The following is a 13,150-nucleotide window of genomic DNA, read 5'->3' as shown; positions in this document are numbered from 1 at the left end:
CCCCTTCACGGAGCAGCCAGTTTTCTCTATCTTTCCGATTTTAATTGTTCTTTATTATCCGCGTGTACCTGCTTTAACGGTGCTTCAAATTTATGACGGTCAATAAAAGCAAAAATGGCGCTCTCCACGTATGGGTCTTCCAATGATTTTTTCGTATTTTCAATATACCATTCTGAATCCCGGAGACGCTTTTCTATTTCCTCCGGCTTCGAAGCAACGAGGCCGTGTCCCGGGACCACAGTGCTGTATTTGCTGTCCTTCCAGAGCTCGTCCAGCTTCTTTAACGTAAACTGATAGGATTCGCTGTGATATTCAATAATTGGAATCTCTACATTGCTTAAATAGTCTCCGGCGATGCAAAGGCCGAGCGGCTCTACAACTGCTGCCAGACCGTCTACGGTATGGCCCGGCGCCAGATAGAATGTAATTTTGGTTTCCCCTTCTTCAAGCACCTGCTCATCCGAATCAACAATAATATCTGGTTTCGGATAGAGGGGTTCATAGCTGCGGTGAATATAGTAGGCATCGTCAAATTCTTTCATTTTCTGCACAATCTCTTCTTTGTCTGATCTCGCATTAAATCCACGGGAAGCAATAATAGTTGCTTCCGGAAAAGCACCGGCTCCGATAACGTGGTCGAAATCTGAATGGGTCAGCAGCAGATATACCGGCTGGTTCTTTTTTCGTTCCTCGACAAAATTCCGTATTTCTTCAATCTCCGCCGGAAGCCATGTAGGATCTGTGATTAATATTAAATCATCTGTCACTACGACAGTCGTATTTGTCTGATAGAGCTCGCTTTGAAATACGCTCCATTGTTCACGATCTAATCTTTTTGCCACACTGATCACCTTCTTCTTAGTCTTCATTTACAGTTTCTTTCCCGAAAATGAAAGTTTTCATTCATGAATTGAAGTATTATTTTATTGAGTAATTATATAAATCCATATAAAGCCTGGGCAGAAGCTTTTTGTTTTTATAAGCAAATCGTTCGCATTCGCCTTTTCTTTCTCTTATCGTAAAAATACATTCCAATACAAAAGGAGGAATTTTTGTTGCTGAAGCAATGGATAAGAAGCCTCTCTTTCTCAAAGCACTGCTACTACTGCAGATCAAAAACGTCCTATATGCGCCCATACTTTACAAAACAGAATGAAAAAGTATTTGTCTGCGAAAAATGCCTCGAATACGCTGAAAGAAGGGCTATGCAGCGAGCCGACTAGGAAAGAACGTATGTTATTTTCGTTTTATATATATCGTTTTACGCTTATCTCTTTTTTCGATCCTGATCTATATTACAATAGAGAAAAAGACCGATTGGAATTGGAGGGGCCCCGATGAACGAACATGATAAGGAAATGCTCGAACTAATTGAAACTGGCGTGGTCACGTTAATGCGACGGGCGGATTTTAAACGTACGCTTGACAGCCAGGCAAACAGCCTGGATCGTTCCGCTTATTTAATCCTTCAGGTGCTGCACCAGCAGAGCCCCCGTTCTGCACGTGAACTCGCTGATCATTTTCTCCTCGATATCTCAACACTCAGCCGCCAGATCCACTCCCTGGAGAAAAAAGGCCTTGTATCCCGCCGGCCGGATCATCACGATAAACGGGTCAACCAGATTTTTATTACAAACGAAGGAATCGAGGCGATTAATACGCTGAAGCAGGAACGGATTCATATGTACGCCAGCCTGCTGGCCGACTGGGACAAGGAAGAGCGCGATCAATTTGCCCAGCTGCTTGAGCGTTTCAATAACACCCTCGTACAAAAAAGGGGTCTCCCTTCTTCCTAATGCAAAAGCCGGGCCCTGGACCAGGGCTCAGTTTTTTACCCAAAATAAGAACATTTGTTCGTTTAAAATATTTATTTTGAGGTATACTCTATAGAAAGAAGCAACTGTTTTACCGAAGGAGGATGGGCCGTGGAGCGGATTATTTTTCTTATCGACATGCAGTCGTTTTATGCCAATGTTGAAAAACTGTATTATTCCGGCCTGCAGCATAAACCGACAGCCGTAGCCGGAGACCCGTCCATCCGGAGCGGTGTGATCCTGGCTGCCTGTCCTGTTGCTAAACGTGAAGGAGTGAAAACAGCCGAAACCATCAGAGAAGCGCAGCAAAAGTGCCCAGGGCTCGTGATTATCCCTCCGCGCATGGAGCTGTATTTAAAAATTTCTGTGCAAATTGCGACGGCGCTTGAAGCTTACACAGATAAAATAGAACCGTACAGCGTGGACGAGCTTTTTGCGGACATGACGCATACATACAAGCATACAGCTTCTACACCCGAACAGGCGGCTTTATTCATCAACCGTCACCTCCTCCGGGCGTTTGGCGTCTATCCCCGCACCGGCATCGGAGCGACCAAGGTGCTAGCCAAAATGGCCTGTGACCATTTTGCCAAAAAATCCTCTAATGGGATTTTCACCCTGAAGCAGGAACAGCTGGCTTCAACACTTTGGCCTCTCCCGGTGAATCATCTGTTCGGGGTCGGGCGCCGGATGGAAAAACACCTGCGCCAGATGGGGATTCGAAAAGCCGGCCACCTCGCTGCCTATCCTGTGGAAGAGCTTCGGCACCGTTTTGGGCTGAACGGAGAGCTTCTCTGGCAGACAGCGCACGGCATTGACCCTTCCCCTGTCACTCCCGGCACTCACACGCACCGAAAGGCTGTCGGCCACCATATGACCCTTCCACGTGATTACTCGAGCTGGGATGATATCAGCGTCGTGCTTCGCGAGCTGAGTGAAGAGGTTGGACGCCGCACCAGGAGGGAAGGCTGCAGCGGCTGGACAGTTACCGTAGGAGCCGAGGGTCATGACAACGGGAATTCTCTTCATTTTCACCGACAAGCGGCCCAGGCTGAACCGGTTAACGACGGCAAAGCTATCTACAGGGCCGCTGCCTCCCTGTTTCGTAAACATTGGACATACTATCCAGTCCGGGGACTGAGTGTCAGCCTGCAGCAGCTTGAAAGCGATCAATTTGTACAGCTGGATTTGTTTTCCGAAAAAGAGCACCGCGAAGATTTAAACAAAACGATCGACGCCCTTAAAGACCGGTACGGCCCGGCAGCTGTACTCCAGGCCTCATCGCTCCTTCCCGGCGGGCAGGCTCTTGTGCGGGCAGAAAAAATCGGGGGCCACTACAAGTAGTCCCGGCTGCTTCAGAAACAAGAGTTGACGGCAAAGAGAAAAAACGGGATGCTGTAATAAATTGTACTTCCAAGGAGGAAAACTCATGAAAGAATCATCTGAACAGTTTTTATACGATCTACTCCAAACACCCTCTCCCTCCGGACACGAAATGGCTATTCAGCGCAAGTGGCTTCAGTACGTCTCTTCGTATGCGGATGAAGTTCAAACAGATACGATAGGCAATGCCTGGGGTGTCATCAACCCGGAGGCCTCGTTTCACGTCCTTTTAGCCGGCCACTGCGACGAAATCGGTTTTCTTGTAAAATCTATCGACAGCAGCGGCTTCGTGCGAGTGGAAAAGCTCGGCGGCATCAGCCAGGCGCCCGCCCTGGGGATGAAAGTGACATTTCAGGGCAGGAAGGGCCCTATCACCGGCGTAACGGGCGTTAATGCAGAACACAAGGGCGGCAGTAAAAAAGACTTCGCTTTTTCTGATTTGTACATAGATTTTGGGGCTAAAAACAAAGAAGAAATGGAAAAGTACCTTTCCGTCGGTGATGCCGGAGTTTACGACCGCACTCCCGAAAAGCTCCTAAACGACCGTTTTAGCGGACGCGGGCTCGACAACCGGACAGGGGCCTTTATTACTGCAGAAGTGCTTCGCCGGCTGCAGGACAAACGTCCGGCAGTGGGGGTCTACGGCGTGAGCACGGTTAACGAAGAAACAAATATGGGCGGGGCTCATTTTGCCGGTGCAGGTCTCCGTCCGGATTTAGCAATTGCCCTGGACGTTACGTTTGCATATGATTATCCCGGGTCCAATCCAAATCAGGAAACAGAAGTGACGCTCGGCGGCGGTCCCGTCCTCGCCAAGGGAGCTCCGATCCACCCGACAGCCAATAAAGGACTGGAGCAGGCGGCTAAAAAGGCCGGCCTCTCCGTACAGTACGAGCTCACCCCGAGGGTGACCGGCACTGATGCCGACCGGCTGCGGCTCGCCGGAAACGGCGTTCCAAGCGTCAACGTTTCTCTTCCACTACGGTACATGCACGCTCCCGTAGAGACAGCCAGCATGGACGATATCGAAAATGTTATCGAACTGTTGGTCGAATACATTGGTTCTCTGCAGGAAAATGAAGATTTGCGGCCTGTTCGTCCGTAATCTACTTTTATATATCTTGTACTTCACGCTCTCTTCTTTTTCAGGAAGGGAGCTTTTATCATTTGTACTTTTTTGATTCAAGGCTGTTCATTTGAGTCTAAAACCGCTACGATACAATTATGAATATTTGTATCTACATCACTCAAAGGAGCTGCAGCTAATGGAAGAACGTTTAGCAGAATTCGGACAAATCATCGATCAGATTATTTCCCGGGTGCCGGGAACCTTCGGAGAAAATATCGCTGTATTTGTGCTGGCTATTTTACTGTATCTTTTACTGCGTCCCATCTTCTTTTTATGGAAACCGGCTGCTGCCCGGCTGCTAAAAATGCTGTGGTACGCGGCCCTCGGTTATGTTCTGCTGCAGGAGGCCGGATCCATTTTCTTCATTCTTGGCTTTGCAGCTGCTGTGGAGGCATACGATCAGTTTTTTCTCTTCTTTGAGGAGCGAAAACGGCGGGCTTCCATCCCAAAGGCGGAAGCGAAAACACGGACGAGCCGGAAAAGAAAAGGAAGCTCTTAGGAGCAGCTGATATTTAAGGAGGTTTTACATAATGAATTTTGCCACTGTGGGAACAAACTGGATCACCGAAGCCTTCATTCAGGCCGGCAGTTCGCTTGATGACTTTCAGCTGCAGGCTGTTTATTCCCGGAATATTGAGCGTGCCCAAACACTCGCGGATCAGTACGACGCGGCTTCGGCCTACGATGATTTAGAACAGCTTTGCCGGGATACAAATGTTGAAGCACTGTATATTGCAAGCCCTACGAGGCATCACTTTTCCATAGCTATGGCCGGGATTCAGCACGGCAAGCACATCATTTGTGAAAAGCCGATGTGTTCTAATGCAGAAGAAGCAAAGCGGCTTCTTGCCGCTGCTTCAGAATACGGTGTCACCATTATGGAAGCGATCAAAAATATGTACTTCCCGGCCTGGGAGACTGTTTCGAACCACCTTGACGAAATCGGAAAACTCCGCCGGGCATCGATTTCCTACTGCCAGTATTCGAGTCGCTACGATGCCTACCGCGAAGGGACCGTGCTCAATGCCTTTAAGCCGGAGCTTTCCAACGGGGCATCGATGGACATTGGCATTTACTGTCTCCATCCCGCCCTTGAACTTCTCGGCATGCCGCACACGGTACAAGCGCATGGCTATCTGCTTGAAACCGGGGCCGATGGCCAGGCCGCTGCGCTACTCGGCTATCCGGAAGCCCAGGCTGTCGTCAGCTATTCAAAAATTTCTGCTTCCACCCAGCCGGTGGAGCTGCAGGGGGAAGACGGAACGATCACCATCGATCATATTAACCATATGCACCGGGTGACCCTTACAAAAAAAGGTGAAACGACTGTTCTTTGGGAAAACAACCAGGAAGATTCCATGGCTCACGAAATACAGGCCTTTATTCAGCTTTGCAGCGGGGAAGACGTGCGGCACATTCCTATCGAACGCTCTATTCAAGTGCTGCAGGTGCTTGATGAAATACGTGCCCAGATCGGCGTCTACTTTCCTGCAGATACCGAGGAGTAGCGGAAGGTGATGAATCTTTCCTTTTTTTCCTTAGTAAATGAGGGATTAAGTGCTGTATTCGCCGTAGAATTGACCCAGGAATATGTATTTTTCCTGTTCAGCTTTGCCTTTTTTCTTCTCCTTCGGCCCCTGTGCTTTTTATGGATGCCCCCGCTTCAGCATTTGCTCCGATGCTCTTGGTACGCAATTATTGCTGTCGCTTTTTTTCAGGAATGGGCCGGAGCGCTTATTATTCTCTTTTTCGCTCTTGCTGCAGAGTGCTGGCATCTGCTGTTTGCTGCAATGGAAGCAAAAACCAGGAAAAGTCCGTCTTAAAAACGGGCTTTTCTTTTTATATGCTCTGTGATAAAATTCTCTCTTGTGTGCAAAAAACAGATGTGTCCCGTAATACATATTTTATAACAAGGGAGTAGATTTTATCATGAGTTCCACACAGGCGGTATCGTCTAAAAAACGGATCGGCCTGGCTATTCTGCTGGGCTCACTGGCTGCATTTGGCGCTTTAACTATTGACATGTATTTACCCAGTTTTCCTTCTATAGCACAGGACCTTGATACGAGCGCATCGCTTGTACAGCTCAGTTTAACAGCCTGCCTGCTCGGCCTCGCCTTTGGCCAATTAATCGTAGGTCCTATGAGTGATGTAAACGGAAGAAAAGGACCTTTATCTATTTTCTTATTTATTTATATAGCAGCTTCTATTTTATGTATATTTGCCCCAACCATCTGGATTCTGATTGCCTGCCGTTTCCTGCAGGGATTTTCAGCTTCGGCCGGCATCGTTATTTCCCGGGCAATTGTCCGGGACATGTATTCCGGAAAAGAACTGACAAAGTTCTTTTCCCTGTTAATGCTCGTAAACGGCCTTGCACCGATACTTGCTCCAGTGCTTGGCGGAGCCATTCTTAACTTCACGACATGGAACGGCGTCTTTGCCGTACTAAGTGCGATAGGAATCATTATCTTTATTATTGTTTTATCCCTGCTTCCGGAAACCCTCCCGGAAACAAACCGTTCAGACAGCGATATAAAAGAAACAGTACGTACCTTTGGCAGCTTATTGAAGGACCGTTCGTTTATGGGCTTCGCTCTCGCCCAGGGGTTAAAAATGGCCGGTATTTTTGCTTACGTTTCCGGCACACCATTTGTGTATCAAGGCATTTACGGAGCTTCACCGCAAACTTTCGGCTTTTTATTCGCACTTAACGGGATTGGTATTATTATCGGCTCCCAGACAACCGGCCGGCTAGCCGGTATTGTGCCGGAACGAAAATTACTCACTTTTGGGCTCGGGCTGACCCTTGTTTCAAGCTCCGTCCTGTTAACCATGACCTTGATCCAGGCCCCGCTTGCTGCTATCGTCATTCCGATGTTTTTCGTCGTTTCAAGCCTTGGGCTTGTAAATACGGCTTCGTTCTCTCTGGCGATGGAAGAACAGGGCCACCGTGCCGGCAGCGCTGCTGCTTTAATCGGGCTGCTTCCATTTTTATTCGGTGCGGCTTCAGCCCCGCTGGTCGGCATTGCCGGAGAGCATACAGCGGTGCCGATGGGAATAGTGATTTTTGGAGCAGACGCTGCAGCAGTGCTCAGCTACGTGCTGCTCGCGCGAGCGTCGAAAACACCTTCTGCCGAAAAAGAAAAATCATCTCAGGATTCCTATTATAAAAATGCAAAACCAAAAACCAGCTCATAAGCTGGAACACTAAGGGACCCGGTCATTTCAGCTTTTTGTGCAGAACTGTATATCAGCGAAAACCCTGCAGCCGAACATACGGCTGCAGGGTTTATTTATTAATCCTCGATTTTTTTCCATTCCTTCGCCGATTCTGCTGCTTTTTTTACTTCTTCGAGCGTTTTTCCCATGCCGGCTTCAACCGCAGCGATATACGCTCCTTCCACAAGCGGGGCGTCAGCTATTGTAATACGGCCTTCAAGCTCCGGAAGCATTTCAAGAGCCATTTCCGCATTCATTAATGCACTGCCGATGTCAAACAGAAGCAGTACGCCTTCTTCCGTCGTCACCGATTCTACAGCCCCGGTAATCCGGTCAACGCTCGTGCCAATTTCTCCTTCTTCGGTCCCGCCGGCTGCGGCAATGGCAACGTCCTCCTGCTTCGTCTGAGATACAAGATCCACGATGCCGTCAGCGAGCTCTTTGCTGTGGGAAATAACGATAATGCTGACTTTAGCCATTAAGAGGCCTCCTCTTTGTACACTTCTGCCAATGCTTCAAAAACGAGCTGCGATGAAAAGGCTCCGGGGTCCATATGACCCTTTGAACGCTCGCCTAAATAGGAAGCCCTTCCTTTTTTAGCGACTTTATCGATGGTGGCTTCTGCTTCTTTTTCAGCTGTTTTGGCAGCCTTCTCTGCGTCTGCGCCGTGCTCTTTCATTTCATCGCGCACAGGAATCCATACGTCGAGCATCGTCTTGTCCCCAAGGGAAGCCTTCCCTCTCGTTTCGATACCGCCGACAGCTGCCTCGATGCCTTCAGTGAACGCTTCACTGTCGAGCATGTCTCTTCCCTTCCATGCATTGGATGCTTTAAGAAATGCCGTTCCGTACAGCGGTCCCGAAGCTCCGCCCACCTTTGAAATCAATGTTGAAGCTACGTCTTTATACATCGCGCCAATATCATCGTAGGAAGCGTCTTCCACTTTATTGGCTACTTCCCGAAAGCCCCGGGCCATATTATGCCCGTGGTCTCCGTCTCCAATGGCCTGGTCAAGCTCGGACAGCTTGTCCTTATGCTCCTGCATTTTTTCATTAATTCGTAGTGCCCACTGCTTCATTACTGCTGCGCTTAGTTCCATGAAAGTTTCACTCCCTGCCGGATAGTAGCAACCGTTTACGTTCCTCATCCAAATTTAAAATCGTTACCGAGCACCCTGTCATTTCAAGTGAGGTCATATATTCTCCTACAAAGGTTTTCTTTACGTGAATACCGCGGTCCTTCAACAGCTGAATGGCCTTTCTTGCCACAATATACAGCTCCATTAAAGGCGTCGCTCCCTGTCCGTTGATCATTAAAGCTACGTCGGTCCCGTCATTTAGGTGCATATCATCGAGCACGTGCTGAACCAGTTCTTCCGTAACGGCGTCTGCCTGCATCAGTTCGCGCCGCTCCACGCCCTGTTCGCCGTGAATGCCGGTCCCGATTTCCATCTCGTTCTCGTCAAGGGTGAATCCTGGTTTGCCGGAGGCTGGCACAGTACACGGTGAAAGGGAAACTCCCATCGAGCGGACATTATCAGCTACTCCCTGGGCAATTGCTTCCACCTCGTCCAGGCTTTTTCCCTCAGCCGCTGCTGCACCGGCAATCATATGCACAAGCGTCGTTCCAGCTACACCGCGGCGGTCATCCGGGTTGGAAATTGCCACATCGTCCCGTATAACGACCTGCTTCACTGTAATATCTTCTGCTTCTGCAAGATCAGCGGCCATATCGAAATTCATGACATCCCCGCTGTAGTTTTTTACAATCAACAGAACTCCGGAACCGCTGTCGACAGCTTTAATGGCTTCAAGCACCTGGTCGGGTGTCGGCGAGGTGAATACTTCCCCGCTTACTGCCGCATCGAGGAGCCCTTCACCGACATATCCGGCGTGGGCAGGTTCGTGCCCGCTGCCACCGCCGCTGATCAGCGCTACTTTGCCCTGCACCGGGGCATCTGCCCGCACGATGACATTTGTGTTTTCAATCAAGCGGAGCTTATCCGGATGAGCGGCCACCAGTCCCTCCACCATTTCAGAAACAATCTGATCCACACCATTAATGAGCTTCTTCATTTCTTTTCCTCCCTCAGTCTATAATTTTGCTTTTATATCTTGGATTTGAGCGATATGACGCTCTTCGTGGAGACCGATCATTTCCAGCCACTGATGAAGAGGCATAGGCCCAAAATTGGGATGCGAAATCGAACGTGCTGCTAGTTCCTCACTGGTATGTTTTTCCTCCAGGTGACGGATATAGTCTCTTGTTTCCTTTAGTTCTTCAAGCAGGCTCTTCTTACCAAATTCCATGTCCTCCGGCTGGAGCTCCTGCGGTGCTTCTGCCGGCCGGCGCCGGTACTTCATCATTTGAATCGGCTTTTCTTCCGCCCTTGTGGTAGGTTCTGTTTCCAGGGCATTTTTCATACTTCTCCCGACAAAGGCTTCAAACAACCGGAGGTGCTCGACTACCTGCGCGACACTCCAGTCAGTAGCGTCTGTCTTTATGTTCCAGTCTGCCTCCGGAACCGGTTCAACTTCTTCCAGGAGCTGGCTGCGTACATTTTCAATATATTCCATTCTAAAACCTCCATCTAACACAAGGATTCGATGTGTATGTTTAATAATCCTTCTTTCTTCCGTGCATACTGTTTATTCCCCTTTTCAGGAAAAGTAAATCCTGAACAAGCCTGCAGTTTCACACATAAATCACCTCATTTTCGGGGAAAGAAAATAAAGGCAAAAAAGGAGAGAAAACATATGAGCTTTAATTATGAAGAGGATTTTAACCGTATTAATTTTCGTGAAAAACCCGAGAAATACCGTGTAGGACGCGGAGAACAGGGCGTTTTAATGGTAGAGCCGTACAAAAGTGAAATTCTTCCGTACTGGAGGTTTAAGACCCCGGACATTGCCAGAGAGTCTTCCGGGCAGATTTATGAATTATTTTTGGAGTATAAAAAGCAAAAGGACTTCGTTGGAATGGATATGGCAAGAAAGTTTCTTCAGATGGGCTACACACGCTCCCGCCGGTACGCCAATTATAAAGGAGGCAAAAAATACGACAAAGATGGTAATGTGAACGAGCGTCAGATCAATGAAGAAAAAGCCGAATCCGCCCGGATTTTTGAGGAAAAATGGATCAAAGCCCGGGAGGACGAGACCTATTTATCATGGAAAAAAGACCATCAGCAAAAATATGGATGAAACAAAAAGCTAAACAATTTCATTATTTCACCGCTGCGGCTACGCCCGCGATCCGTTCAGCCGCTTCTTTTAATCGCTTTTCGTCTTCGAGCAGGCCAATGCGGACGTACCCTTCTCCCATGCTGCCAAAGCCGTGGCCCGGGGCGACTACTACGCCTGCTTCTTCGAGCAGCTCTTCGGTGAATGAAGCGGAGGTGCAGCCCTGAGGGACTTCCATCCATACAAAAAAGGAGCCCCGGGGCGCCTGCACCGCTACACCGTGATCGTGAAGAGCCTGAATAAATACATTCCTTCTGCTTTCATAAACATTCAGTATATCTTCAGCCATTTCTGTCCCGTGGTCAAACGCATATGCTGCGGTCTCCTGAACTGCCCCAAACAAACTTACATACAGATGGTCCTGGATTGTATTAATCATTTCTATAACTGAAGCATTCCCCACCGCCACAGCCGCACGCCATCCGGCCATATTAAACGTTTTCGAAAGGGTGTACATTTCCACACCCACTTCCTTTGCCCCCGGGGTCTGAAGAAAGCTGGGGGGCTTTTCGCCGTCATAGCCGAGCGACCCATAGGCAAAATCGTGAACGACACAAATGTGGTGCTGGACAGCGGTCCGGACCGTTTCTTCAAAAAATTCCGCTGTAGCAGTGCCGGCAGTCGGATTGTTAGGGTAATTTAAAAACATCATTTTTGCCCGGTTCAGCACATCTGCTTCAATCTGCCGAAAATCCGGACGAAAACCATTTTCTTTTTTAAGCGGCATAAAAGCCGTTTCTGCATTGGCAAGAGCTGTTCCCGAAAGATAATCAGGATAACCCGGGTCCGGCAGTAACGCAGTATCCCCCGGATTAAGAAGACACTGGCTGATCTCCACAAGTCCTGTTTTTGCACCGAATAAAACCGCCACTTCCGTTTTTGGATCCAGCGTCACACCGTATTCCCGCTGATAAAAATCCGCCGCCGACTGCTTCAAAAATTCATAGCCGCGAAACGGGGAATATTTATGATATTCCGGATTTTCAGCAGCACTCCTCATTTTTTCAACAATAGGGGCCGGAGTCGGCTGATCGGGATTCCCCTGCCCCAGGTTGATTAAATCCCTGCCTTCTTCTTTCAGTGTCTGGACTTTTCTTGAAAGCGAAGCAAAAAACTGTTTCGGCAATCGTCCGATTTGTTCAGACGGTTCAAATCGCATAAAATTTCCTCCTGTACGCAAAATCTCCATCACATATTTTACAAGCGTAAAAGCAAAGTACCTTCAGTGTAACGTTAAACAAACAAAAGCACATCCCTTCTACTTTTATAAAAAAATATACGAACAACATTTTTTGCTTAGTTCCAAAGGTTTACATTGTAATTATAAAATGGATACCATATAATAGTCGTGCAAATGATTATTATTATCATCTAGGAGGATATACATACATGGTTAAAAAATGGCTTTCTTTATTTGCAGTTGGATTCGCTCTTTTATTTGTGCTTGCCGCCTGCGGCAATTATTCATCCGGGGATTCCGGGGAGGGTGAAGATGGCGGCGAAAATGCAGAGGCTGAAATGAGAACTGTCACTGATCCCACTGGACGCGAGGTAGAGATTCCGGAAAACCCTGAGAATGTAGTAGCCCTGCAGAATGTGGCAGACATGCTGATTCTTGATGAGCAGCCGATAGGCACTTCTGACTATTATCTCGATACGTACGGCGATCAGCTCGAAGGAGTCGAAAGCGTTGGCGGCGATACGCCAAACGTGGAGCAGATCAATGAGCTTGACCCGGACATGATTCTTTTATCGGATTATCAGTCGGACTCTCTCGAGCAGCTCGAACAAATTGCCCCGGTTTATATGACTTCTTTTGATGATACACCGGAAGAACAGCTTCAAAATACCGCTGATGCATTAAATAAAGAAGACGCGAGCGAAGAATGGCTGACTGAATATGAACAACAGGCGGAGGAAGCCAGACAGACACTTGCAGACAATGACGTGCCGGAAGACGCAACAGCAGCCGTTGTCCAATTCATTGGTAAGGAAGTATACGTGCATGACCAATCCGTCTTTGCCGGCCTCTATGAAGGCGCCGGATTAGAGCCAACTGAAGGCGTCGAAGAAAATACGGAAACCCAGGCCATTTCTCTTGAAACAGTGCCTGATTACGTGGAAGGGGCAGATTATCTGTTCGTTCTCACCGACCAGGGAGAGCCAACAGAACAGTCCCAGGAGCTTCTCGACGATCTGCTTGCTGATACCGAAGCCGTACAAAATGATCAGTTTTACTACGTAAACAATACAAAATGGAGCGATTTCACGCTGCTTGGCCGTGAATACCAGCTCAACGATTCAGTCGAAAAAATCACCGGTGAATAAAATAGAGGCCCGTTCTTTTATAAGAACAGGGC

General features: G+C 48.3%; 15 protein-coding genes. 9 read left to right on the top strand and 6 right to left on the bottom strand.

What is annotated here, in order from left to right; genetic code table 11:
• Nucleotides 1–26 precede the first annotated feature (26 nt).
• Nucleotides 27–842 (bottom strand): MBL fold metallo-hydrolase, encoded by an 816-nt coding sequence (locus G548_RS18020; RefSeq protein WP_022794274.1) that lies wholly within the window; start codon nt 840–842, stop codon nt 27–29.
• A gap of 495 nt (nt 843–1,337) precedes the next feature.
• Between G548_RS18020 and G548_RS0111300 the strand changes: the two genes are divergently transcribed.
• From G548_RS0111300 to G548_RS0111270, 7 genes are all read left to right on the top strand, one after another.
• Nucleotides 1,338–1,796: a MarR family winged helix-turn-helix transcriptional regulator gene (locus G548_RS0111300; protein WP_022794272.1), complete on the top strand. Its 459-nt coding sequence runs from the start codon at nt 1,338–1,340 to the stop codon at nt 1,794–1,796.
• Between the two features lie 129 nt (nt 1,797–1,925).
• Complete coding sequence (locus G548_RS0111295; protein ID WP_022794271.1) at nt 1,926–3,158, top strand: DNA polymerase IV; 1,233 nt, start codon at nt 1,926–1,928, stop codon at nt 3,156–3,158.
• An 85-nt stretch (nt 3,159–3,243) separates the two neighbouring features.
• Nucleotides 3,244–4,302, top strand: coding sequence for a M20/M25/M40 family metallo-hydrolase (locus G548_RS0111290; RefSeq protein ID WP_022794270.1), 1,059 nt, complete (start codon nt 3,244–3,246; stop codon nt 4,300–4,302).
• 160 nt (nt 4,303–4,462) lie between these two features.
• Nucleotides 4,463–4,825, top strand: a complete 363-nt coding sequence (locus G548_RS0111285; RefSeq protein WP_022794269.1) for a hypothetical protein — start codon at nt 4,463–4,465, stop codon at nt 4,823–4,825.
• 31 nt (nt 4,826–4,856) lie between these two features.
• Nucleotides 4,857–5,834: a Gfo/Idh/MocA family protein gene (locus tag G548_RS0111280; protein WP_022794268.1), complete on the top strand. Its 978-nt coding sequence runs from the start codon at nt 4,857–4,859 to the stop codon at nt 5,832–5,834.
• 6 nt (nt 5,835–5,840) lie between these two features.
• A complete protein-coding gene (locus G548_RS0111275) occupies nt 5,841–6,149 on the top strand; it encodes a hypothetical protein (RefSeq protein ID WP_156847938.1) in 309 nt (102 codons plus the stop codon).
• 106 nt (nt 6,150–6,255) lie between these two features.
• Nucleotides 6,256–7,527, top strand: coding sequence for a multidrug effflux MFS transporter (locus tag G548_RS0111270; RefSeq protein WP_022794266.1), 1,272 nt, complete (start codon nt 6,256–6,258; stop codon nt 7,525–7,527).
• A 98-nt stretch (nt 7,528–7,625) separates the two neighbouring features.
• Here G548_RS0111270 and dhaM read toward each other — a convergent pair whose 3' ends face one another.
• From dhaM to G548_RS18830, 4 genes are read right to left on the bottom strand one after another with little or no spacing between them, the layout of a single operon-like run.
• Complete coding sequence (dhaM, locus tag G548_RS0111265; RefSeq protein ID WP_022794265.1) at nt 7,626–8,027, bottom strand: dihydroxyacetone kinase phosphoryl donor subunit DhaM; 402 nt, start codon at nt 8,025–8,027, stop codon at nt 7,626–7,628.
• Nucleotides 8,027–8,647, bottom strand: a complete 621-nt coding sequence (gene dhaL / locus G548_RS0111260; RefSeq protein ID WP_022794264.1) for a dihydroxyacetone kinase subunit DhaL — start codon at nt 8,645–8,647, stop codon at nt 8,027–8,029. Before dhaL ends, dhaM begins: the two co-directional genes overlap by 1 nt.
• Nucleotides 8,648–8,654: 7 nt before the next feature.
• Nucleotides 8,655–9,623: a dihydroxyacetone kinase subunit DhaK gene (gene dhaK / locus G548_RS0111255; RefSeq protein WP_022794263.1), complete on the bottom strand. Its 969-nt coding sequence runs from the start codon at nt 9,621–9,623 to the stop codon at nt 8,655–8,657.
• An 18-nt stretch (nt 9,624–9,641) separates the two neighbouring features.
• Complete coding sequence (locus tag G548_RS18830; protein WP_022794262.1) at nt 9,642–10,124, bottom strand: DinB family protein; 483 nt, start codon at nt 10,122–10,124, stop codon at nt 9,642–9,644.
• 180 nt (nt 10,125–10,304) lie between these two features.
• Here G548_RS18830 and G548_RS0111245 point away from each other — a divergent pair, with 180 nt between their 5' ends.
• Complete coding sequence (locus G548_RS0111245) at nt 10,305–10,751, top strand: DUF4385 domain-containing protein (protein ID WP_022794261.1); 447 nt, start codon at nt 10,305–10,307, stop codon at nt 10,749–10,751.
• A gap of 22 nt (nt 10,752–10,773) precedes the next feature.
• Here the strand turns inward: G548_RS0111245 and G548_RS0111240 are convergent, their stop codons facing one another.
• Nucleotides 10,774–11,949 carry a pyridoxal phosphate-dependent aminotransferase gene (locus tag G548_RS0111240; RefSeq protein ID WP_022794260.1) on the bottom strand — a complete coding sequence of 392 codons (1,176 nt, stop codon included), beginning with the start codon at nt 11,947–11,949 and terminating at the stop codon, nt 10,774–10,776.
• Nucleotides 11,950–12,179: 230 nt separating this feature from the next.
• Between G548_RS0111240 and G548_RS0111235 the strand changes: the two genes are divergently transcribed.
• Nucleotides 12,180–13,118 carry an ABC transporter substrate-binding protein gene (locus G548_RS0111235; RefSeq protein WP_022794259.1) on the top strand — a complete coding sequence of 313 codons (939 nt, stop codon included), beginning with the start codon at nt 12,180–12,182 and terminating at the stop codon, nt 13,116–13,118.
• Nucleotides 13,119–13,150: the final 32 nt, after the last annotated feature.

Source organism: Marinococcus halotolerans DSM 16375 (assembly GCF_000420725.1).
GTDB lineage: Bacteria > Bacillota > Bacilli > Bacillales > Marinococcaceae > Marinococcus > Marinococcus halotolerans.
The sequence above is the reverse complement of the archived record's forward strand: the minus strand, read 5'-3'. Positions and strand labels throughout refer to the sequence as shown.

Coding starts and splice junctions, on each gene's coding strand:
- G548_RS0111280 (WP_022794268.1), top strand. CDS start 4,857: ATGAATTTTGCCACTGTGGGAACAAACTGGATCACCGAAGCCTTCATT.
- dhaK (WP_022794263.1), bottom strand. CDS start 9,623: ATGAAGAAGCTCATTAATGGTGTGGATCAGATTGTTTCTGAAATGGTG.
- G548_RS18830 (WP_022794262.1), bottom strand. CDS start 10,124: ATGGAATATATTGAAAATGTACGCAGCCAGCTCCTGGAAGAAGTTGAA.
- G548_RS0111290 (WP_022794270.1), top strand. CDS start 3,244: ATGAAAGAATCATCTGAACAGTTTTTATACGATCTACTCCAAACACCC.
- dhaM (WP_022794265.1), bottom strand. CDS start 8,027: ATGGCTAAAGTCAGCATTATCGTTATTTCCCACAGCAAAGAGCTCGCT.
- G548_RS0111285 (WP_022794269.1), top strand. CDS start 4,463: ATGGAAGAACGTTTAGCAGAATTCGGACAAATCATCGATCAGATTATT.
- G548_RS0111240 (WP_022794260.1), bottom strand. CDS start 11,949: ATGCGATTTGAACCGTCTGAACAAATCGGACGATTGCCGAAACAGTTT.
- G548_RS0111235 (WP_022794259.1), top strand. CDS start 12,180: ATGGTTAAAAAATGGCTTTCTTTATTTGCAGTTGGATTCGCTCTTTTA.
- G548_RS0111300 (WP_022794272.1), top strand. CDS start 1,338: ATGAACGAACATGATAAGGAAATGCTCGAACTAATTGAAACTGGCGTG.
- G548_RS0111270 (WP_022794266.1), top strand. CDS start 6,256: ATGAGTTCCACACAGGCGGTATCGTCTAAAAAACGGATCGGCCTGGCT.
- G548_RS0111245 (WP_022794261.1), top strand. CDS start 10,305: ATGAGCTTTAATTATGAAGAGGATTTTAACCGTATTAATTTTCGTGAA.
- dhaL (WP_022794264.1), bottom strand. CDS start 8,647: ATGGAACTAAGCGCAGCAGTAATGAAGCAGTGGGCACTACGAATTAAT.